At 61.8% G+C, this 21,507-nt stretch carries 24 protein-coding genes; 18 read left to right on the forward strand and 6 right to left on the reverse strand.

The window, feature by feature from the left end; genetic code table 11:
• The first annotated feature begins 103 nt into the window (after positions 1–103).
• The 15 genes from B0B52_RS08235 to B0B52_RS08305 all read left to right on the forward strand — a co-directional run bounded on the left by B0B52_RS08235 (position 104) and on the right by B0B52_RS08305 (position 14,673).
• Positions 104–508, forward strand: a complete 405-nt coding sequence (locus tag B0B52_RS08235; RefSeq protein ID WP_077593136.1) for a MerR family DNA-binding transcriptional regulator — start codon at positions 104–106, stop codon at positions 506–508.
• Positions 509–550: 42 nt separating this feature from the next.
• Positions 551–1,012, forward strand: a complete 462-nt coding sequence (locus B0B52_RS08240) for a PaaI family thioesterase (RefSeq protein WP_077593137.1) — start codon at positions 551–553, stop codon at positions 1,010–1,012.
• Positions 1,013–1,045: 33 nt separating this feature from the next.
• Positions 1,046–2,245, forward strand: coding sequence for an isovaleryl-CoA dehydrogenase (locus B0B52_RS08245; protein WP_077593138.1), 1,200 nt, complete (start codon positions 1,046–1,048; stop codon positions 2,243–2,245).
• Between the two features lie 10 nt (positions 2,246–2,255).
• A complete protein-coding gene (can, locus tag B0B52_RS08250; RefSeq protein WP_077593139.1) occupies positions 2,256–2,954 on the forward strand; it encodes a carbonate dehydratase in 699 nt (232 codons plus the stop codon).
• Between the two features lie 2 nt (positions 2,955–2,956).
• Positions 2,957–4,768, forward strand: coding sequence for a bifunctional isocitrate dehydrogenase kinase/phosphatase (aceK, locus tag B0B52_RS08255; protein WP_077593140.1), 1,812 nt, complete (start codon positions 2,957–2,959; stop codon positions 4,766–4,768).
• An 8-nt stretch (positions 4,769–4,776) separates the two neighbouring features.
• On the forward strand, positions 4,777–5,259 hold the full coding sequence (locus tag B0B52_RS08260; protein WP_077593141.1) for a hypothetical protein: 483 nt from the start codon (positions 4,777–4,779) through the stop codon (positions 5,257–5,259).
• 29 nt (positions 5,260–5,288) lie between these two features.
• Entirely contained in the window at positions 5,289–6,482 is a 1,194-nt protein-coding gene (locus tag B0B52_RS08265; protein WP_174575480.1) for an acetyl-CoA C-acyltransferase, read from the forward strand.
• Between the two features lie 66 nt (positions 6,483–6,548).
• Positions 6,549–7,217 (forward strand): SDR family oxidoreductase, encoded by a 669-nt coding sequence (locus B0B52_RS08270; RefSeq protein WP_077593142.1) that lies wholly within the window; start codon positions 6,549–6,551, stop codon positions 7,215–7,217.
• A 6-nt stretch (positions 7,218–7,223) separates the two neighbouring features.
• Complete coding sequence (locus B0B52_RS08275; RefSeq protein ID WP_077593143.1) at positions 7,224–8,354, forward strand: acyl-CoA dehydrogenase family protein; 1,131 nt, start codon at positions 7,224–7,226, stop codon at positions 8,352–8,354.
• A gap of 145 nt (positions 8,355–8,499) precedes the next feature.
• Positions 8,500–8,937, forward strand: a complete 438-nt coding sequence (locus B0B52_RS08280) for a rhodanese-like domain-containing protein (RefSeq protein WP_077593144.1) — start codon at positions 8,500–8,502, stop codon at positions 8,935–8,937.
• A gap of 47 nt (positions 8,938–8,984) precedes the next feature.
• Positions 8,985–9,338 carry a YchJ family protein gene (locus B0B52_RS08285; protein ID WP_168173510.1) on the forward strand — a complete coding sequence of 118 codons (354 nt, stop codon included), beginning with the start codon at positions 8,985–8,987 and terminating at the stop codon, positions 9,336–9,338.
• Between the two features lie 86 nt (positions 9,339–9,424).
• Entirely contained in the window at positions 9,425–11,236 is a 1,812-nt protein-coding gene (locus tag B0B52_RS08290; RefSeq protein ID WP_168173503.1) for a 7TM diverse intracellular signaling domain-containing protein, read from the forward strand.
• A 129-nt stretch (positions 11,237–11,365) separates the two neighbouring features.
• On the forward strand, positions 11,366–12,037 hold the full coding sequence (locus B0B52_RS08295; RefSeq protein ID WP_077593146.1) for an HAD family phosphatase: 672 nt from the start codon (positions 11,366–11,368) through the stop codon (positions 12,035–12,037).
• 253 nt (positions 12,038–12,290) lie between these two features.
• Complete coding sequence (locus B0B52_RS08300; protein WP_077593147.1) at positions 12,291–13,451, forward strand: aminotransferase class V-fold PLP-dependent enzyme; 1,161 nt, start codon at positions 12,291–12,293, stop codon at positions 13,449–13,451.
• 64 nt (positions 13,452–13,515) lie between these two features.
• Positions 13,516–14,673, forward strand: a complete 1,158-nt coding sequence (locus B0B52_RS08305) for a formyltransferase family protein (protein ID WP_077593148.1) — start codon at positions 13,516–13,518, stop codon at positions 14,671–14,673.
• Between the two features lie 47 nt (positions 14,674–14,720).
• On the opposite strand, the gene B0B52_RS08310 is transcribed toward B0B52_RS08305, so the two are convergent.
• The 4 genes from B0B52_RS08310 to B0B52_RS08325 form a co-directional block, all read right to left on the reverse strand.
• On the reverse strand, positions 14,721–15,329 hold the full coding sequence (locus B0B52_RS08310) for a DNA-3-methyladenine glycosylase I (protein WP_077593149.1): 609 nt from the start codon (positions 15,327–15,329) through the stop codon (positions 14,721–14,723).
• A gap of 42 nt (positions 15,330–15,371) precedes the next feature.
• Complete coding sequence (locus B0B52_RS08315) at positions 15,372–15,659, reverse strand: YciI family protein (protein ID WP_077593150.1); 288 nt, start codon at positions 15,657–15,659, stop codon at positions 15,372–15,374.
• Positions 15,660–15,696: 37 nt separating this feature from the next.
• Positions 15,697–16,284, reverse strand: a complete 588-nt coding sequence (locus B0B52_RS08320; RefSeq protein WP_077593151.1) for a TetR/AcrR family transcriptional regulator — start codon at positions 16,282–16,284, stop codon at positions 15,697–15,699.
• Positions 16,285–16,370: 86 nt separating this feature from the next.
• Positions 16,371–17,255, reverse strand: coding sequence for a LysR family transcriptional regulator (locus B0B52_RS08325; RefSeq protein ID WP_077593152.1), 885 nt, complete (start codon positions 17,253–17,255; stop codon positions 16,371–16,373).
• A 79-nt stretch (positions 17,256–17,334) separates the two neighbouring features.
• On the opposite strand from B0B52_RS08325, the gene B0B52_RS08330 reads away from it, so the two are divergent.
• Positions 17,335–17,757 carry a DoxX family protein gene (locus tag B0B52_RS08330; RefSeq protein ID WP_077593153.1) on the forward strand — a complete coding sequence of 141 codons (423 nt, stop codon included), beginning with the start codon at positions 17,335–17,337 and terminating at the stop codon, positions 17,755–17,757.
• A 14-nt stretch (positions 17,758–17,771) separates the two neighbouring features.
• Positions 17,772–18,452, forward strand: a complete 681-nt coding sequence (locus B0B52_RS08335; RefSeq protein WP_077593266.1) for a glutathione S-transferase family protein — start codon at positions 17,772–17,774, stop codon at positions 18,450–18,452.
• A gap of 107 nt (positions 18,453–18,559) precedes the next feature.
• Here B0B52_RS08335 and B0B52_RS08340 read toward each other — a convergent pair whose 3' ends face one another.
• Positions 18,560–19,534 carry a tripartite tricarboxylate transporter substrate-binding protein gene (locus B0B52_RS08340; RefSeq protein ID WP_077593154.1) on the reverse strand — a complete coding sequence of 325 codons (975 nt, stop codon included), beginning with the start codon at positions 19,532–19,534 and terminating at the stop codon, positions 18,560–18,562.
• Positions 19,522–20,229 carry a DJ-1/PfpI family protein gene (locus B0B52_RS08345; RefSeq protein ID WP_077593155.1) on the reverse strand — a complete coding sequence of 236 codons (708 nt, stop codon included), beginning with the start codon at positions 20,227–20,229 and terminating at the stop codon, positions 19,522–19,524. The genes B0B52_RS08340 and B0B52_RS08345 overlap by 13 nt, the downstream gene beginning before the upstream one ends.
• 56 nt (positions 20,230–20,285) lie before the next feature.
• On the opposite strand from B0B52_RS08345, the gene B0B52_RS08350 reads away from it, so the two are divergent.
• On the forward strand, positions 20,286–21,200 hold the full coding sequence (locus B0B52_RS08350; protein ID WP_077593267.1) for a GlxA family transcriptional regulator: 915 nt from the start codon (positions 20,286–20,288) through the stop codon (positions 21,198–21,200).
• The last annotated feature ends 307 nt before the right edge of the window (positions 21,201–21,507 follow it).

The raw sequence follows: 21,507 nt of genomic DNA on the forward strand, positions 1-21,507 counted from the left end.
TCACTCGTTGAATTGACGTTTACGTTAACGTAAGCATGGTTCATGCATTAAACCTGATTTACCGATCGGCTACACGAGGGCCCTGTCACCAGGGTTTCACCACATGGCAACCACAACCACCCACTCCATCAGCGATCTGGCCAAAGAGTTCGACCTGACCACACGCGCCATCCGTTTTTACGAAGACATGGGCCTGCTGCAGCCGCAGCGCGAAGGCCCGGGTGGGCGCAACCGCGTGTACAGCGCACGCGACCGCACCCGGCTCAAGCTCACGCTACGCGCCAAGCGCCTGGGCCTGAGCCTGACGGAAGCCAAGGAAATCATCGACACCTACGACAGCCCGCGCGACACCGGCCCGCAGCTGACAAAATTCTTGACCGTGCTGGCGCAACACCGTAAACAGCTGGAAGAGCAGATGGCAGATCTGCAGGCCAACCTCGAAGAGGTGAAAGTGCACGAGAAGGAAGCCCGGGCACTGCTGGCCAAGACGGCCAAAAAGACAAAATAGGCCATAATTGACGTTTACGTAAACGTCAACTAAAAACCGGCCATGGAACTTCCCCAATTCGAGCCCCAAACCCCTGGCTACGCGGCGCGTGTGCAAGCCAGCTTTGCACGCCAGGGCGCCATGGCCACCCTGGGCGCGTCGCTCGGAGACATTCAACCCGGCCGCGTGGTGATCGAGATGGCCTGGGCCGCCGGCCTGAGCCAGCAGCATGGCTTTTTACATGCAGGCATGGTGGCCACCGCACTCGACTCGGCCTGCGGTTACGCCGGCTTCACGCTGATGCCGGAGGGCACCGGCGTGTTGACCATCGAATACAAAATCAATCTGCTTGCGCCTGCCAAAGGCCAGCGTTTTCGCATGGTCGGCCAGGTGATCAAACCCGGCCGCACCATTACCGTGACCGAAGGGCGGGCCTACGCTATCGACGACGGCCGCGAAAAACTGATTGCCACCATGGGCGCCACGCTAATGACCGTCACCGGCCGTGACGACGTGAAAAACTGATCATCGAATGCCGAATCAATTCAAGGAGATTTCATGAACAACCTGCCCGGACTCAACTTCCAGCTCGGCGAAGACATTGATGCACTGCGCGATGCCGTGCGCGAATTCGCCCAGGCCGAAATCGCACCGCGCGCCACAGAGATTGACGCCAACGACCAGTTCCCCATGGACCTCTGGCAAAAAATGGGTGGACTCGGCGTGCTCGGCATCACCGTCAGTGAGGAATACGGCGGCGCCAACATGGGCTACCTGGCGCACATGATCGCCATGGAAGAAATCAGCCGCGCCAGTGCCTCGGTGGGCTTGTCTTATGGGGCGCATAGCAATTTGTGCGTCAACCAGATCAAGCGCAACGGCACCGAAGCGCAGCGCCAGAAATACCTGCCCAAGCTGATAAACGGCGAACACGTCGGCGCCCTGGCCATGAGTGAGCCTGGTGCCGGCAGCGATGTCATCTCCATGAAGCTGAAAGCCGAATGGAAGGAGCCAAGTGCCTCGGGGGGCGGTTATTACCTGCTCAACGGAAGCAAGATGTGGATCACCAACGGGCCTGATGCCGACACGCTGGTGGTCTACGCCAAGACCGAACCCGAGCTGGGTGCACGCGGCGTCACCGCCTTCCTGATCGAAAAAGGCATGAAGGGCTTTTCTGTAGCGCAAAAGCTCAACAAGCTGGGCATGCGCGGCTCCCACACCGGCGAGCTGGTGTTCAGCAATGTCGAAGTGCCGGCACAAAACATCCTGGGTGGCCTGAACAGCGGGGCCAAGGTGCTCATGAGCGGGCTTGACTACGAACGTGCCGTGCTCACCGGCGGCCCGCTGGGCATCATGCAGTCCGTCATGGACAACGTTATTCCCTACATCCATGACCGCAAGCAGTTCGGCACCAGCATCGGCGAGTTCCAGCTGATCCAGGGCAAGGTCGCCGACATGTACACCGTGTTGCAGGCCGGGCGCTCCTTTGCCTACACCGTGGCCAAAAACCTGGACCTGCTGGGTACCGAACATGTGCGCCAGGTTCGGAAGGACTGCGCCTCGGTCATTCTCTGGTGTGCCGAAAAAGCCACCTGGATGGCTGGCGAGGGCGTGCAGATCTTCGGTGGCAACGGTTACATCAACGATTACCCGCTGGGCCGCCTGTGGCGTGACGCCAAGCTTTATGAAATTGGAGCAGGTACCAGCGAGATCCGCCGCATGCTGATCGGGCGCGAGCTGTTTGCAGAGACCATGTGAGAATCGGTTGATGTCATCTGAAATCCAAACCCTCTTTGCCCACAACCGTGCCTGGGCCGCGCAAATGGAGCGCGAGCGCCCCGGTTTCTTCACGGGCCTGATCAAGCAGCAAACGCCCCGCTACATGTGGATAGGCTGCTCCGACAGCCGCGTACCTGCCAACCAGATCACCGGGCTGGAGCCGGGCGAGGTGTTTGTGCACCGCAACGTGGCCAACATCGTCGTGCATTCTGACCTCAATGCACTGTCGGCCATCCAGTTTGCGGTTGAGCGGCTCAAGGTCAAAGACATCATGGTGGTTGGGCACTACGGCTGCTCGGGCGTGCAGGCCGCGCTGGAAGGCGCGCGCATCGGCCTGGCCGACAACTGGATACGCCACATCCAGGACGTGCGGCACCGCCACCGGCAGTTGCTCGACAGCTTGCCCGAAGCTGTGCGAGCCAATGCCCTGTGCGACATCAATGTGATTGAACAGGTGGTGAATGTCTCTGTGAGCACGGTCATGGTCGATGCATGGGCGCGTGGCCAGGAGGTCGTGGTGCACGGTTGGGCCTTTGGTGTGCATGACGGCCTGCTGCAGGACCTGCAGATGAGCATCGCCAACCCGGAGCAGCTCGATACGCTCTATAGCAAGGCGGTAGACCGAGTCTGGGACGTCTGGAGCGCTGACAAGTACAAAGACGACAAAAACATCGCTGCAAAGGTCTAGCCGTGTTTCCACAGCGTCTCGACTCCCCGCTTGCCTACGAAATCGCCAAGGCGATGATGGATGGCTTCAACCGCCACTATCAGCTGTTTCGCACCGAGTCGGCCCGTGCCAAACACCGGTTTGAAACCGCTGACTGGCACGGCCAGCAAAGGGCGCAGCGCGAGCGCATCGAGTTTTACGACCTGCGTGTGCGCGAAGCTTCCATGCGCCTGGAGCGCGAGTTCAAGGCGGGTGAACAACCCATGGACGTCTGGCACCAGATCAAGCTGCATTACATCGGTTTGCTGGTGGACCACCACCAGCCCGAGCTGGCCGAAACCTTTTTCAACTCGGTCACCACCAAGATCCTGCATCGCAGCTACTTCCACAACGACTTCATCTTTGTCCGGCCGGCCGTGAGCACCGAATACATCGAAAACGACGAGCTGGCCACGCAGCCAACTTATCGCGCCTACTACCCCCAGCGCGACACCTTGCAGGAACATCTGATCGGGCTCGTCAATGACTTCGAACTGCGTGTGGAGTTTGAAGACCTGGAGCGGGATGCCGGTTATGTGGTGGAAGAGCTGAGCCAGCGCCTTGGCGAGGTGAAATTGCGTGCCAATTTCCAGATCCAGGTGCTTTCCAGCATGTTTTTCAGGAACAAGGGCGCCTACATCGTTGGCAAGCTGATCAACGGTTTCAGCGAGCTGCCTTTTGCGCTGCCTCTGCTGCATGTCAAATCGGGCAAGCTGGCCATTGACTCGGTGTTGATGGGTGAAGACGACCTGCTCATCCTTTTCAGCTTTGCGCGCGCCTACTTCATGGTCGACATGGGGATTCCTTCGGCCTATGTGCAGTTCCTGCGCAGCATGATGCCGCGTATGCCGCGTGCCGAAATCTACAACGCGCTCGGGTTGGCCAAGCAGGGCAAAACACTTTTCTACCGCGATTTTCTGTACCACCTGCGCCATTCGACGGACAAGTTTCGTATCGCACCCGGCATCAAGGGCATGGTCATGCTGGTGTTTGACCTGCCTTCTTTTCCCTATGTGTTCAAGGTCATCAAGGACTACTACCCGCCGCAGAAAGACACGACGCGCGAGCAGATCAAGGGCAAATACCTGTTGGTCAAGCAGCACGACCGCGTCGGCCGCATGGCCGACACCCAGGAGTACAGCGAGGTGGCCTTTCCACGCGAGCGTTTCGACGACGAGCTGCTTGCCGAAATCGAGAAGTTCGCGCCCAGCCAGCTCGAAGTCAGCGACCGTGACGGCGACGGCAACATCGAAGTCATCATCAAGCATGTGTACATCGAGCGCCGCATGATTCCGCTGAACATCTACCTCCAGGAAGCGTTCGACACCGGCGTTGACGACCCGTTTGCCAAGGGCCAGATTGAGCGCGCCGTGGTCGAGTACGGCAACGCCATCAAGGATCTGGTGGCCGCCAACATCTTCCCGGGCGACATGTTGTGGAAAAACTTCGGCATCACACGCCACGGCAAGGTGGTGTTCTACGACTATGACGAGATTGAATACATCACCGACTGCAATTTCCGCAAGGTTCCCACGCCGCGCAATGAAGAAGAAGAGATGAGCGGCGAGGTCTGGTACTCCGTCGGGCCCAAAGACGTGTTCCCTGAAACCTTCGAGCCCTTCCTGTTGGGCAACGACGCCGTGCGCGAAGTTTTCATGAAGCACCACGCCGACCTGCTCGACGCCACCTTCTGGCAGCAGCACAAGGACCGCATTGCCGCGGGCCACGTGCACGACGTTTTTCCCTATGAACGCGAGCGGCGCTTCATACGCAAACACGCGGAGCAGAAAGCCTGAGCACCGCCATGAGAGACGCCTGGGAATACGCCAGCTTTGTAGTAACCGCACTGGCCCTGCCGTTTGCGATTGTTTTCTTTGTGCTCGAGCAGCGCAAGGAGCGGAACAACGAGGAAGAAGCGGCTTATCAGCTGCTGTCAGACGCCTACAACGACTTCCTGAAAGTCGTGCTGGCCAATCCCGACCTGCACCTTCGCACCAGCGAAGCGCTGGAGCACCCCACACCTGACCAGAACGAGCGCATCATGATCATCTACGAGATGCTGATCTCCCTGTTCGAGCGTGCCTACATCGTCGCCTGGAACGAGCGCATGAGCGAGGTCGAGGCGCGCCGCTGGAACAGCTGGGACGACTACATGCGTGAGTGGTGCCGGCGCGAGAATTTTTTCAATGCCCTGCCGCTGTTGCTGCGCGGTGAAGACCCGGGCTTTCAGCAATACATCCTGCGCGTCGCCCAGGAAGAGCGCGGCACCGTCATTCAACCTGCCTGACCTGTTCAACTTACCTGAAGGAGAAAACCATGTCCACTTCCATCGCTGATCCCATCGTCATCCTTGGCGCAGCCCGCACTCCCATGGGGGGCTTCCAGGGCGACTTTTCCAGCCTGTCAGCCCACGACCTGGGCGGTGCCGCCATCAAAGCCGCCATCGAACGCTCGGGCATTGCGCCCGAAAAAGTCGACGAAGTGCTGTTCGGCAACTGCCTGATGGCCGGCCTGGGCCAGGCGCCCGCCCGCCAGGCCGGCTTCAAGGGCGGCCTGCCGGCCAGCACCGGCGCCGTCACCCTCTCCAAAATGTGCGGCTCCGGCATGGAAGCCACCATGCTCGCGCACGACCAGCTCGTCGCCGGCAGCCGCGACGTGATGGTCACCGGCGGCATGGAAAGCATGACCAATGCGCCGCACCTGCTGCTCAAGGGCCGCAGCGGCATCCGCATCGGCCACGACCGTATTTTTGACCACATGATGCTCGACGGTCTGGAAGACGCCTACGAACCCGGCCGCGCCATGGGCACCTTCGGCGAGCAGTGCGCCGAGAAGTACCAGTTCACACGCGAGGCACAGGACGCCTTTGCCATTGCCAGCGTGCAGCGCGCCAAGGCCGCTACCGAGTCCGGCGCCTTCAAGGCCGAGATTACCCCTGTCACCGTCAAGGGCCGCGCTGGCGACACCGTGATCTCCATCGACGAAGGTCCGGGCAAGGTCAAGCTCGACAAGGTCGCTACGCTCAAGCCAGCCTTCAAGAAAGATGGCACTATCACCGCCGCCTCCAGCTCGTCCATCAACGACGGTGCCGCGGCGCTGGTGCTGGCGCGAGCGTCCACCGCCAAAGAGCTCGGCGCCACGCCGATTGCCCGCATCGTCGGCCACGCCACCTTCGCGCAGGCGCCCGAGTGGTTCACCACCGCGCCGGTCGGTGCAGTGCAGAAGTTGTTCAAGAAGATCGGCTGGAGCGTGAAAGACGTGGACCTGTGGGAGGTTAACGAGGCCTTTGCCGTCGTGCCCATGGCCGCAATGAAGGAGCTTGGCATCAGCCACGACATCGTCAACGTCAACGGCGGCGCCTGTGCGCTGGGCCACCCGATTGGTAGCAGCGGCGCTCGCATCATCGTCACGCTGATCCATGCGCTGAAAGCCCGCGGCCTCAAGAAAGGCGTGGCCACCTTGTGCATTGGCGGCGGTGAAGGCACGGCGCTGGCTGTGGAGTTGCTATAAATAAAGTAGCTGCTTGTGCCCACTGCATAAGGGCGAACAGCCAATTTTGCTTGTAAATTTACTGAAATGAGCACTGTCCTCATCGTCGGCGCTTCGCGGGGCATTGGCCTGGAGTTTGTGCGCCAGTACGGCGAGGCCGGTGCGCGCGTGATCGCCACCGCGCGCGACGAAGCGGGGCTGGAGCGGCTCAAGGCGCTCAACGCCATCGCCTTGCGCGTGGATGTGGCGAACCCGGCCAGCATCAGCGGCCTGGCCTGGCAGCTCGACGGCGAGAAGATTGACGTGGCACTGTACGTCGCAGGCGTGTTTCCGCAGGGCGATGCGCTGTCGCCGCCCACCCAGCAGGAGTTTGACCGCACCATGCACACCAACGTCCTGGGTGCCATGCAAGCCCTGCCGCAAGTGGCGCCGCTGGTGGAGGCTGCCGGTGGCTGCTTCGCCTTCATTACCAGTGAGATGGGGTGCATTGGCGAGGTGCCATCCAGCAGCAACTGGACCTACCGCGTCAGCAAGGCCGCGCTCAACATGGCGGTGGCCGCCGCGCAGCATGACTATCCCGGCGCCATCCTGGTGGCGCTGTCGCCCGGCTGGGTACAGACCGAGATGGGCGGCACTGGCGCACCGTTGACCTTGCAACACAGTGTGGAGGCCATGCGCAAGACACTGGCCGCACTGACCCAGAAACACAAAGGCGCGTTCCTCAACTACGACGGATCGCGTTTTGCAACTTGGTGAACTGACATGCTTTTGACGCAAGACCAGCAAATGATCCGCGACGCCGTCCGGGCTTTTGCGCAGCAGGAGCTCTGGCCCCACGCCGCGCGCTGGGACAAGGAGCACCACTTTCCGGTGGAGGCGCATAAAGGCCTGGCCGCGCTGGGCGCTTACGGCATTTGTGTGCCGGAAGAGTTTGGTGGCGCCAACCTCGACTACGTCACGCTGGCCCTGGTGCTCGAAGAAATTGCCGCCGGCGATGGCGGCACCAGCACCGCCATCAGCGTGACCAACTGCCCCGTCAACGCCATCCTCATGCGTTACGGCAATGCGCAGCAGAAAAAGCAGTGGCTGACACCGTTGGCACAGGGCAACATGCTCGGCGTGTTCTGCCTGACCGAACCACACGTGGGAAGCGATGCATCGTCGCTGCGTACCACCGCCGTGAAAGAGGGCGACGGCTACGTGCTCAACGGCGTCAAGCAATTCATCACCAGCGGCAAGAACGGCCACGCGGCTGTGGTGATTGCCGTTACCGACAAGGGCGCCGGCAAGAAGGGCATGAGCGCCTTCATGGTGCCCACCGATGCACCGGGTTACGTCGTCGCGCGGCTGGAAGACAAGCTGGGCCAGCACAGCAGCGACACTGCGCAGATCAACTTTGACAATTGCCGCATCCCCGCCGAGAACCTGATCGGCGCCGAAGGTGAGGGGTACAAGATCGCGCTGGGTGCGCTTGAAGGTGGGCGCATCGGCATTGCCGCGCAAAGTGTGGGCATGGCGCGCAGCGCGTTCGAGGTCGCTGTGTCGTACGCCAAAGAGCGCCAGAGCTTCGGCACTGCCATCTTCAACCATCAGGCGGTTGGCTTTCGCCTGGCAGATTGCGCCACGAAGATAGAAGCCGCGCGCCAGCTGATCTGGCACGCGGCCAGCCTGCGCGATGCAGGCCTGCCGTGTTTGAAGGAAGCGGCCATGGCCAAGCTTTTCGCCAGCGAAATGGCCGAGGAAGTCTGCAGCGCCGCCATACAGACGCTGGGTGGCTACGGTTATGTGAACGACTTTCCAGTGGAACGCATTTACCGTGACGTGCGTGTGTGCCAGATATACGAAGGTACGAGCGACGTACAAAAAATCATCATCCAAAGAGCACTGACCTAAGAGCTTGTCATTGCGGACTCGATCCGCAATCCATGCCGGCATACCGGCGTCGGTAGTTGATGCAGATGGATACCGGGTCAAGCCCGGTATGACAAGAAGCAGCCTAAACTTGCCATGACCATTCACCGATCAGGAGATCAATCCCATGCCCATCACCAAAGGATTCCGCGCCCTCGTCGATGAGGCTATGGCGCAGGTCAAGACTTATTCAGTGAGCGAGGCGCAGGCAAAACTCACTGACCCGCAGGTTCAGATCGTTGACATCCGCGATGTGCGCGAGCTCGAACGCGAAGGCACCGTGCCCGGGGCCCTGCTGGCACCGCGCGGCATGCTGGAGTTCTGGGTGGACCCGGCCTCGCCCTATTTCAAGCCAGTGTTTGGCGACGAAGGCAAGGAGTTCATCCTGTTTTGCGGTGCCGGCTGGCGCAGCGCGCTGGCCACCAAAACCCTGCAGGACATGGGCATGACCAACGTGGCGCATATCGACGGCGGCTTTGCCGAGTGGAGAAAGCAGGGCGCGCCCATGGAAACCCTGGAAGCGCACAAGCAGGCCCACGCTGCGCGCCAGCCCTCCAAAGGCTGACGGTGGCTGCCTGCCCTTGCGGCCGGGCCGATGCGCACGGCCGGCCGATGGCTTACACCGCCTGCTGCGGCCGCTTCATCGAAAATTTTGAGGCCATGCCGGCGCCCGATGCCGAGTCCCTCATGCGTTCGCGTTACAGCGCTTTTGTGCTCGAGCGCGCCGACTACCTGCTCGCCACCTGGCACACCAGCCGGCGCCCGTCAGGCATCGCGTTTGACCCGGGCGTCAAATGGCTGGGCCTGGAAGTGCGCCAGCATCGCCCGCTGGACGACACCCACGCCGAAGTCGAATTCGTCGCCCGCCAGAAAAGCGCGGGCAGCCCGGCCGTCCGCCTGCACGAGCGCAGCCGCTTCGTTCGCGAGTTAGGCCGTTGGTACTATGTTGACGGTGACCACCTGTGATGAGATATAAAAGGTGCTTTCAGCCCTTAATTGACGGGTGCTGATTGCTCCTGTATTAATAGCATCTCGGGTAAAGAATGAATTTCATGAAAGAACAGCGCGCAGCCCGTGCGGCTTCGTGGCGGCGGTGCCAGCCCCTGCTTTGGGCCGGTGTGCTGGGGCTGGTGTTTCTGCTCGGGCTGAATTCCATGCCTGCCGCTGCCGTAGGCACGCCCAACCTGCATGCCGGCAGCCCGAGCCCGGCGTCCTACCCCGCCCCGTTGCAGGTGCTGGAAGGCTTGCCCGCAAGCGCCACCGTTGAGCAGGTTGCGGCCATGGATGCCGCGCTCTTCAAGCCCCTGGTGAGCGGCAAGCGTTATGCGGTGAGTGCGGCCTCACCGCTCTGGCTGCGCATGACGCTGGCGCCGGGTGGCGTGGTCGATGGCGCCGGTTGGCTGCTGGAATTTCCCACCGTGATCGTGGATCGTTATGAGTTCTTTCAGCGCGATGCCAACAGCACATGGCGCATGGCCGTGGCCGGCGACTTTGTGGCGCATGTGCAGTGGCCTGTCGATTCGCTGCGGCCGCGCTTTCCGCTGCCGGAGCCCAGTGCGGACGCGCAGGAGATTTTTGTCCGTGTGGTGCACCGCTTGCCGGTCAACCTGAGTCCTGTGCTGGTGAGTACGGCAGAGGCGTCCCGGCGCGATGTGGTGCAGATGTTGTGGGTTGGCCTGCAGCTGGGGGTGATCATCACGCTGGCTCTTTTCTGCGCCCAGATGGCGCTGGCCTACCGCGACCGCACTTATGCCTGGTATGCGGGCTACCTTGTGTTTACCGTCATGGCCACTCTTTGCTACACCGGCGTGGCCCAGCGTTACCTGTGGCCCCACGCCACAACCTTTGCCAGCCACGCCATTGTGTTGTCTGTGATGGGCGCGCTGGCCTTCAACCTTCAGTTCACCCGGTCCATCTTCGGCGGGCTGCAGGGGCGCAACTTTCACCGCATGGCGCGTGCGCTGGTTGCGCTGTGTCTCGTGTACATGACGGCGAGCCCCTTCGTCGAGCAGTACGACCGCATGGTGCCGATGTTTCACGTCATCACACTCAGCGTTTTTGCCTTCACCATCACCTGCGCCTGGCGCGCCTGGCGGCGCGGCGTGGCCTTCGGCGGCTACTGGCTGCTGGTGTACGTGCCCTACCTCGTCAGCGTGGCGCTGGCGCTCGCCGAAAGTTCGGGGCTCATCAGCGCGCCCTGGCTGCCTAACGAAACCCCGGTCGCCGCTGCCCTGGTGGAGGTGGTCGTCATGATGTTGTGCATCAACGCATGGAGCCGTCTGCGCCACGCCGATACCGTGCGGGAGCAGGCGGCCAAAGAGCACGACCCGCTCACCGGCTTTTTGAACCGGAAGACATTTCGTGAGCGTGCGGCCCGCATCTGGCACGCTGCACCGGAGCTGGGGCGCGACCTGGCCATCATCTACGTGACCGTGGAGCCGGCCGAGCCGGACGGCTTGAACACCGTCGAGGCCGAAGAGCTGCTGGCCCGCAGTGTGCGGCTGGTGCGCACCATCACGCGCGACTTCGACACCGTGGGGCGACTTGGCCGCAACATGCTGGGCATCGTGATGGAGGGCGTGACACCTGGCGAGGCGCTTACGGCCCGCCTGTCCCGGCTGGTGGCCCTGGGCCTGATGCGCGATGCCGACGACCCCACCTCCATGGCGCTGCGCTTCACCGTGGCGGTAGGCAGCCGCCGCAGCGAGGCAGGAGACTTCGCGTCGCTCGACGCGGCGCTACAGGCCTTGATGGTGGACGACGGCAACACCTACCGCGCGATCCGTTTCATGCGTCCCCCCGGAGTCGGTGGCGACTCCATCCCTGTGCGCCGTTTCGGATCCGTCCCTGGCCAGCTGCAATGAGCCGGTTCCGGGCCGGCATTGGTACCATGGCATCTCGCACGCTTCATGCAACAGCGCAGTTCATCATGAAAAGTGACTTCTGCCCTTATTCCACGGGCGCAAGCAGCTCCTGAATTAATAGCATAAACCATGACCCTCAAATTCGATGCCGTGTTGTTTGACTGTGATGGCGTGCTGGTAGACAGCGAACCCATCACCAACGGCGTGTTGCGCGACATGCTGGAAGAGGCCGGATGGGAGCTCAGCAGCGACGAATGCATGCGCCTGTTCATCGGCAAGGCCGTCAAGGACGAGGCCGCCATGATCGAAGCCAACACGGGCCGCCCCCTGACCCAGGAGTGGCTGGACGAGTTTCGCGGTCGCCGCAATGAGGGGTTGGTCGAAGGCTTGCTGGCAATCCGCGGCGCGGTGGAAGCGGTGGCGTTGATTCATGAGCTGTACGACGGCTGCATCGCCTGCGGCTCTGGTGCCGACCGCTTCAAGGTGGAGCTGCAGCTGGAGAAATGCGGGTTCATGCCTTACTTCAAAGACCGCATCTTCAGCGGCCACGAGCTGCCACGCTCCAAACCCGCGCCTGATGTGTATCTGGCCGCAGCTGCGGCATTGGGCGTCGACCCCAGGCGCTGCGCGGTGGTGGAAGACACCGTCACCGGCGTGACCTCCGGGGTAGCCGCCGGCGCCACCGTGTTCGGCTATAGCCCGCCCGAAGCCGGGCACGACGCGCCCGAGGCCCTGAGGCAGGCTGGTGCCAGCGCCATTTTTACCGACATGGCGGCACTGCCCACGCTCCTTGAAGCCTAGGGAAGCGCTGAATAAGTCCTTGCGGATGTGCGGCAGCCGGATCGGGATGGGATGCAAGGCGGATTTCGCAGGCAATAGCTGGCTATTGGCAAGAAATTCAACGCAGCAGACCGCCCGAGCCCGGCTGATCGTACGCCGCAGCGACTTGTTCAGCACTTCCCTAGGCACGGCAGAAAACCGGCAGGCACCAGGAAATGGCGAGCAGTGCTAAGCTGCCAACCCGACTTAGTTCCAACTACTCCGAGAAAACCCTATGCCTGGATTGCTGCCCAACGTTGACCCTGATGGCCTGCTTGAGTTTTCGGTGGTCTACACCGACCGCGCGCTCAACCACATGTCCAAGAATTTCCAGGGCGTGATGACCGACATCTCCAGCATCCTGAAGGAGGTGTACAACGCGCCGTCTGCGGTGCTGGTGCCAGGCAGCGGCACCTACGGCATGGAAGCCGTGGCACGCCAGTTTGCCGCCGGCAAACATGTGATGGTCATTCGCAATGGCTGGTTCAGCTACCGCTGGACGCAGATTTTTGACATGGGCAGCATCCCTGCCTCGTCCTCCGTGCTCAAGGCCCGCCAGACCGGCGCTGGCGCGCAGGCACCTTGGGCGCCAGCGCCGATTGCCGAAGTGCAGGCCGCCATCGCCAAAGAAAAACCCGCCGTCGTGTTTGCCCCGCATGTGGAAACCGCCTCCGGCATGATCCTGCCCGACAGCTACCTCAAGGCCGTGGCCGAAGCTGTGCACGCCGTGGGCGGCTTGTTTGTGCTTGACTGCATCGCCTCCGGCGCCATGTGGGTCGACATGAAAGCCACTGGCGTTGACGTGCTGATCTCGGCTCCGCAAAAAGGCTGGAGCAGCTCGCCCTGCTGCGCCATGGTCATGCTCAGCGAGCGTGCCCGCACCGCCATCGAAGGAACCACCAGCTCAAGTTTTGCCTGCGACCTCAAGAAGTGGCTGCAGATCATGGAAACATATGAAAAAGGCGGCCACGCCTACCACGCCACTTTGCCTACCGACGCCCTCACGCGCCTGCGCGCCGCCATGAAGGAAACGCAGGCCTACGGGTTTGCGAAAGTGAAAGCCGAGCAGGAAGCGCTGGGCAGCAAGGTTCGCAAGCTGTTCGAATCAAGAGGCCTGCCCAGCGTGGCGGTCGAAGGCTTCAAGGCCCCGGGCGTGGTGGTCAGCTACACCACCGACCCCGACATCCAGTCCGGCAAAAAATTCTTGGCCGAAGGCCTGCAGACTGCAGCCGGCGTGCCGCTGCAATGCGACGAAGGTGCCGACTTCAAGACCTTCCGTATCGGCCTGTTCGGGCTGGAGAAATGGCACCACACCGACCGCACGGTTGGCCAGTTGGTTGCTGCGCTCGACCGCATCGGCCTCAAGGCGCCGGTGGCCGAAACGGTTGCCGGTTGAAGCCTGGTCCGCTTCGGTATTCCGCTTTTCCGTTCCTTTTTTAATCTGAAGAAGAGATGTGCCCATGAAATGCGCATTGGTAGGCTCCCGTTTTTTTGCTGCCTCGGTTTTTGAGGCGCTGCGCAAGGAAGAAGGCATAGAGTTCACCAGCATCGTTGCCCCAGCGGCCGATGACCGGCTTGCGCTGGCAGCAAAAGCGGCGGGCATTGCGGTGCATGTGCTCGCCAACCCGAAGATGGTGCCGGGCGAGGCGATTGCCGAGGGCACCGACCTCATCATCGCCGCGCACACGCATGCGCGGGTGAGCGACGAGGCGCTCGCGCGTTCGCGCCTGGGCGGCATCGGTTACCACCCCTCGCTGCTGCCGCGGCACCGGGGCATTGCGGCTGTGGAATGGACCATCCTCGAAGGCGACGCCATCGCCGGCGGCTCGGTCTACCACCTGGCCGACGGCTGGGACGCCGGCGCTATTGCCGCGCAGGACTGGTGTTTTGTCAAAAAGGGCGAAACCGCACGCGAGCTTTGGGAGCGCGCGCTGGCACCCATGGGGCTGGCCCTGCTCAGCAAGGTGGTCCAGATCGCCCGCCTGGAAGGCCGCGTTCCCGCCAACCTGCAAGACACGACCTTCGCCACCCGGGCGCCCATGATTCGCCGGGCTGTGGTGTTGACCGAAGAGGCCTCGCCAACAACCACCTCGCTCGTCGTCTCCATCGTGGGGGCAGACCGCCACGGCATCGTGAGCTCGCTGGCTGAGCGTGCACAGCGCTTCGGCGCCAACTGGGCAGCCAGCCGCATGACCCGGCTGGCCGGCGAGTTTGCCGGCATGGTTCACTTCGAGGTGCCGCACGAAAACGCGGATGCCCTGGCCGCCTCGCTGCGCGGGCTGGAGTCCAGCGGCCTGCAGGTGGTCGTTACCCGCAGCAACGGCGCCAACGTGCCCACCTCGCTGCGCGTGGTGGAGTTGGAGCTTGTCGGCGAAGACAGGATGGGCATCGTCAGCAACCTGACGAAGATGCTGGCCGAGCGCGGCATCAGCATCGAGAACATTCACACCGACATCATTCGCAGCGGTGTGTCGGGCAAGCAGACCTTCAAGGTCGAAGCGCACCTGCTGGTGCCTGGCAGTTTGTCGGTAGACGCGCTACAAAAAGAGCTGGGCACTTTGGCCAGCGAGATGATGCTGGATATTGCGCTGGGTGAGCGGCAGGTTGCTGGCAAGTGATCTGAGTGTCGGCTTGGCGGCCTGACTGCTGACTTCAAATCGCTACTTCAACTCGGCTTTTTGAATGCTTTGCGAGCGTTTTCTGCGCGGGGCCTGATGGTGCATTGCTCTGCATGGTCATTGATCAACCCCATGGCCTGCATAAAAGCATAGACCGTGGTTGGCCCCACAAATTTCCAGCCGAGCTTTTTAAGATCCTTGGCCAACAAATCTGACTGCGCTGACCTCGATACCGACTGGGGCGGAGCTGTTTGCGCTGCGTTGGGTTCATAGCGCCAGATGAACGCAGCCAGCGATCCTTCTTTCTGGACCAGTTCCACCGCCCGAGCGGCATTGTTGATGACCGCTTCGATCTTTCCCCGATGACGGACGATCCCCGTGTCGTTAAGCAAGCGCTCAATGTCACGCTGTGTGTACCGCGCAATCCTGTGAAAGTCGAACGCATGAAAGGCTGCACGAAAGTTTTCCCTTTTTGCAAGAATCGTTCGCCAGCTCAGCCCCGACTGAAATGCTTCCAGGCTGATTTTCTCGAACAGGCGCTGATCGTCACGCGCCGGAAAGCCCCACTCATTGTCGTGATACGCCAGGAACTCTGGCGCCGCCCCGCACCAGCGACACCGCGGCCCCCCATCGGGGCCCATGAACATTTCACTCATGTTCTCGCGTCTCCTTTTTCAATGGCCTCACTGCCAGGCGGTTCAACCAAGCAAAAATTGAAGTCGCTCGTCCACTCTCGATGGCGCAATCTCCGTGATCTCGGCTGTCACCACGTCTGCAGCAACAAAGGGGTCTTCGTTCACCCGCACTTCGAGGTCTGATCTGCTTGTATTGCCAGCCAGCAGTGCTCCGCCCTGGTTGGGTTGAATGTTGCCCACCAAAAGGAAGACGCCATCGTCAAAGCCGCGGTTGATCCACCGCTTGTGCTCATCCATGAGCGGACCAGCCTGCGCCTTGTTGTTCGAGAATTTGAGTAACACGACATACATGGCAGCTTCACTCCTTTTCAAATCGCAAATTTGCTACTTACGCCAAGTGACGGTCTCTGGCCGCCACAACCCGGTCAAGCCACTCATGCATTTGCCGTACTTCCTGAGACACAAAGCGCGCATCCCCAAACGCGTTCGCCAGGGTCGCTACCCCCTGGCTGCAGACAAGGGCATGCGTGGCCAGCGTATTGGCCTCGGCCCCAAAACCGAGTGCTTCGAACTGCTTGGTCAACCAGTTGCCAAACAAGGAGAACAGCAAGGCTGCCTGCTCTTTGGAGGCGTGGCTTAGCTTGGCGAGCTCGGTGCAAAGCGTGCCGACCGGGCAACCGAATTGCATGATCAGCGCTTGGTTAGCGATCAGCAGGTTGATAAAACTCCGAATGCGCTCGACAGGGTCTTCGGAATCCAACTCCCATTGACTCAACATATTCTGGGTGTTTGCCAAACGCAGGTTGATCACTGCACTCAGGATGTCGTCTTTGGTCTGGAAGTGGTAGTAGAAGTTGCCGCGCGAGATATTGACCGAGTTGGCGATATCTGAAAACGAGGTATGTTCGAAGCCGTTTTCATAGAACAACTGGTCGGCGGCTTCAACAATGTGGGCGTTGGTCGGTTTTTCACGCATGGCGTTTTCTCGGGATTAGGACGATTGTCCAAATTTTGGCAAAGTATAGGACAATCGTCCTACGTGTGTCAAATCCCGCCGAACCTCTAAGCCAAAGCTATATGTTTGGCCAGGTGGCTGAACACGGTAGACACCCGCCTCAGGTGGCGTGACTCGGTGTGCGTCAGCAGCCAGAGCTCTGTCTGGCACTCGTCCAGTGCATCCGTCAGCGCCACCAGGTCGTTGCGGCCTCGTGCAAGAAACACCGGCAGCAAACCAATGCCCATGCCTTGCCCCACCATTTCTGTCACGGTCAGGATGCTGTTCACGCGGTAGCGCGGGGCCACTTTGGGAAAGTGCCTCTTGCGCCACACAACAGAAGGATGGTCGGGCAGGGCGTCGTCTGGCGCAACCCAGTGGGCCGCGGCGGCCACGTCGGCATCAAAGCGTTTGGGGCCGCCTTTTTTTGCAGCAAACAGTGCCATGCGTATCGGCCCCACATGTTTGCCCACCAGGTGTTGCGGCGGCCGGCGCGTGGCGCGTACGGCAATGTCGGCGTCGCGCCGCGTCAGGCTGGCCAGCTCATTGCCTGCGTGCAGCTCATAACTCAGCAGCGGGTGCGCCGGCTGCAGCAGCTTGAGGGCGGGCGCCACCAGGCCATGCAAGAGGGTGTCGGTGGTGGTAATGCGCACGCTGCCCGACACTTGCTCCGGGCTGGCCTGTGCGGCAGAGCGGGCTGACTCCAGCTGCACTTCCAGCTGTTCCCCGTGTGTGGCCAGCACTTGCGCCAGCTCCAGCGGCTGGTAGCCCGTGCGCGAGCGTTCAAACAAGCGCTGGCCCAAACCTTTTTCAATCCGCTGCAAAGAGCGGAACACCGTCGAGGCATCCACGCCCAGCCGCTCCCCGGCGCCGGCCAGCGTGTTGGCCCGCACCAGGGCCAGCACCAGCTCCACATCCGGTGCACCTAATTTGTATTGCGTTGCTGCATTCATGGTTTGCGTGGGTGCCTATTTTCATTGCGTTGATGCAATCCTACATTACATCCATCAATTCATTCAATGGAGAAACGCAATGCAAACCTCAACCACCGACCATGCTGCGCCCTATGGCGTGGCCCTGCTGCGCATCAGCTTGGGCGCCATGTGGATAGCCCACGCCCTGCTGAAGTGGCTGGTATTTACCTTGCCCGGAACCGCACAGTTTTTTGCAAGTGTGGGCTTGCCCGGCGCACTGGCTTACCCCGTGTTTGCCGCAGAGCTGCTGGGCGGTACGGCCATCCTGCTCGGGCTGTATGCGCGGCAGGTCTCGCTGGCGCTGGTGCCCATCATGCTCGGCGCCGCCTCGGTGCACTTTGGCAATGGCTGGGTTTTCACCAGCCAGGGTGGCGGCTGGGAATACCCGGTTTTTCTCGCCGTGGCTTCCGTGGCGCTTTGGCTGGCTGGTGACGGCGCCCTGGCCCTGCGCAGCAGCTGGCGTTTTGTGCCCGTGCTGTGATGCAGGCGCCCACCATGAACACGCTCATGCTCACACTCATCAGCCACCCGCTGTGCCCCTATGTTCAGCGCGCGGCAATTGTTCTTGCCGAGAAAGGCATCGCCTTCGAACGCAAAGACATTGACCTCGCCCACAAGCCCGACTGGTTTCTCAAGCTTTCTCCGCTTGGCAAAACACCGGTGCTGCTGGTGGGGGACGAAGCCATTTTCGAATCCGCCGTCATCTGCGAATACCTGGACGAAACCGCCGCGCCTCGCTTGCATCCAAAAGACGCATTGCAGCGTGCGCGGCACCGCAGCTGGATGGAGTTCGGCTCCGCCGTCCTCAACAAGGTAGGCGCGTTTTACAGCGCACCTGATGAAGAAGCCCTCACAGCCCGCGCCGCCGAATTGCGCGCCATGTTCCAGCAGGTAGAAGCTGCGCTTGGGCAGGGTCCGTGGTTCGCCGGCGAAGAGTTTTGCATCGTTGACGCGGTCTTTGGCCCGGTCTTCAGGTACTTCGACGTGTTCGACAGCATTGACGACTTCGGCGTGTTTGCCGGCATGCCCAAGGTCAAGGCCTGGCGGCTTGCGTTGGCGGGGCGAGCCTCAGTGCGCAAGGCTGTCCGGCCAGACTATCCGGCGTTGCTGCGCACCTTTCTGTTGCAGCGTAAGTCTGCGCTTTCAAGCCGCATGGCTATTGCGCCGCCAGCATGAGGGGCGATCACTCATGCGCGGCCGTGCGTGGAACAGCCGATCTTGGCCCGCTCCACATCGCTGGCGATGCGGTGTCCGCCTTGCCCGAGTCCGGGCCTGCGTCCAGCTCAGTTCGCATAGATGCCGGCGGCTTTGATCACCGGCGTCCATCGGTCAAGTTCGCTTCGCAGAAAAGCGCGATGCCCGGCGGGCGTTGCGCGGACGTCCTGGACGACCTGGATGCCGGCGGCCGATTGTGCCCGCTTGAAAGCCTCGTTTTTGACACTGGCCAGCAGCGCTTCATTGATGCGTTTTAGAATCTCCGGGGGTGTGCTCTTGGGGGCATAAACGGCGTACCAGATGCTCAATTCGGAATCGACGATGCCAAATCGAGCGGTCGTGGGAACCGCGGCCAGCGGTGTGCCGACCAGCGGCTTGCCGGAGGTGACAGCGATGGCCTTGAGCTTGCCGGACTGCACGTGCGGCATGGCGTTCGCGGTGAGGTCGCACATCAGATCGACGTGGCCGCCCAGTAGATCCGTCATGGCGGGCGCGGTGCCCCGATAGGGGATGGTTGCCATGCGGATTTTCAACGCCTCCTGGATCAAGAGGCCGCACAGGTGCGACGCGGAGCCGGCCCCCGCGTTGGCCAGTTTGACTTGGGGTTGTACCGCCATCCATCGAATCAGGTCCACCACGGAGCTTGAAGGCACCTGGGGCCGCGCGACAAATACCAGGGGCGATTCGACGATGACGCCCAGCGGCTCAAAATCTCTGTCCGGCTGAAATCCCAGATTCCGGTACAGGGCCGGCGAAGTGGCCATGCTGATATGGTTCAACAACAAGGTGTAGCCGTCCGCCGGTGCTCGCATGGCAATGGTCGTCCCGAGGTTGCCGCCCGCACCCGAAAGATTCTGGATGACGACAGGCTGCCCCAGCCGGGCCTTCAGGGGTTCGGCCAGCTCCCGCGCAAGCTTGTCCATGGGCCCGCCCACCGGGAATGGCACGATCAGCGTGACGGGCCTGGCCGGATAGGTGCCCTGCGCCAGGGCCCCGGTTGCCGAAGATGCGAGTATCAATACAAGGAAGATTATTCGGAACATAGGGCTCTCCTGGGTGGTTGGGCGGGTAGGGCCGCAGCGGCCTTCCTGACCGCGGCTTCTCTCAGCGTGCGCCGCGCCTGCGTGGCGGCGAGGCACTTCTGGACGATGTGCGCCTCGGACGTGCGGGGTGTGCCGCCTGGAAACGGAGGCTCGGGGTCGTACTCGATCTGCAGCTGGATTTCCTGGGCGACAGCTGGCCCGCAAAGGATCGCGACCACCTTGAGGGCCATGTCAATGCCGGAAGTCACGCCGCCCGAGGTGTAAAGATTGCCATCGACGCACATGCGATCCTCGCTCGTGATGGCGCCAAAGTACGGGAGGAATTCTCTTGCCTGCCAATGGCAGGAGCTGCGACGCCCCTCGAGCAGGCCGGCGGCGCCCAGCAGCAGCGAGCCCGTGCAGATGCCGAAAACATACCGCGCGGTGGCCGCCTGCCGGCGCGTGAATTCGACCCATTCGGCATCCAGGATCGCGTCATCGGTACCCGGCCCTCCCGGCACGACGAGAAGGTCGCAGGCTTCGGCCAGGGCGATCGTGGTCGATGGCACAAGCATCAGCCCCCGGTCCGAGCGAACCGGGTGCGCGGTCTTGGCGACAAGTTCGATCTCGAATCCGGGTGCGCGCGCCAGCACTTCATAGGGACCCGTCAGGTCCAATTGTGTTACCCCGGCAAAAAGCAGAAAATGAACCTTCATGGTTGCTCCTCATGTCGGCTAGCGTAGATTCAAACAAGGCCGGATGTGCGCCAAAGATGCCCGTCTTTGCGCCAATTTCGGTGGCATTCCTGCTCTTCAATGGCTTCCAGCCCATTGACATGACCGGCCCGTGGCAGGCGTTCTGCACCGCGAATGAAGAGCTCGGCCGGCCGTTCTACCGGCTTGAAACCCTGGGCTGGACGGCAACTGCCCTGTCGGCTGATGGCGGCCTTTGCGTTCATGTCGGAACTGTCATCGGCGACGTTGCGCTGCCGGTCGATATGCTCATCGTGCCGGGAGGCCCAGGGGTGCACCAGTTGAACCAGCAGGCCGGGACGAGCGCTTGGTTGCGCGAGATGGACCGCTCGACCCAACGCACCTGCAGCGTCTGCACAGGCGCTTTTGTGCTCGCGGCGGCAGGGCTCCTGGACGGACGCAGGGTGACGACGCACTGGCGGTCGGCGCAGCAGTTGCGCCTGTCGTACCCCCAACTGCGGGTGAACGATGAGTTGATCTATTGCGAAAGCGGCAAATACTGGACAACAGCCGGCGTCACGGCCGGCATAGACCTTGCCCTGGCGCTGATCGAGCGCGATTGTGGTGCCGACGTGGCGCTCAGGGTGGCGCGGCGTCTGGTCGTTTACCTGCGCCGGGATGGCGACCAGCGCCAGTTCAGCCAGATGCTGCGGTTGCAGGATCGGGCGGCTGCGCCGTTCAGAGAGCTGATCAGCCAGCTGGAGGGCTCACTGGAGCAGGATTGGCCGGTGGACAGGATGGCTGAACGATGTGGCATGTCCAGGCGGTCATTCCAGCGCAAATTTACCGAGAGCTTCGGCATGTCGCCTGTCGCGGCACTGAGTTCACTTCGCCTGGAGCACGCGCAGCTTCTCACCCGTGCGGGCTCCCTTTCCAGGAAGGCCATAGCGAGGGAGGTGGGGCTCCAGGAGTTGCCACCGCAAGAAGCCTCGTAGCGCCTCGGGCTCAGGGCTTGCGTTGGCGGCATGCCCAAGGGCAAGGCCTGGCGGGGCCAGCCTCAGTGCGCAAGGCTGTTCGGCCAAGCTATCCGGCGTTGCCGCGCACCTTTCTGTTGCAGCGTAAGTCTGCGCTTTCAAGTCTCATGGTTGGCCGGTCTAGCGGTCTCCAATCAGTTGCTGCGGTGGAATGAAGATGAGGAAATAGGTACTTTGGTGTCGGCCCCAAGGCGGAATTTTGCACATTGATGAAACAGAAAAAATGCCTTAAGGTGGCGTGCCTGCCCGGGAAGGCAGGCGCGCCGGG

This window comes from Polaromonas sp. A23, from assembly GCF_002001015.1.
Taxonomy (GTDB): domain Bacteria; phylum Pseudomonadota; class Gammaproteobacteria; order Burkholderiales; family Burkholderiaceae_C; genus Polaromonas.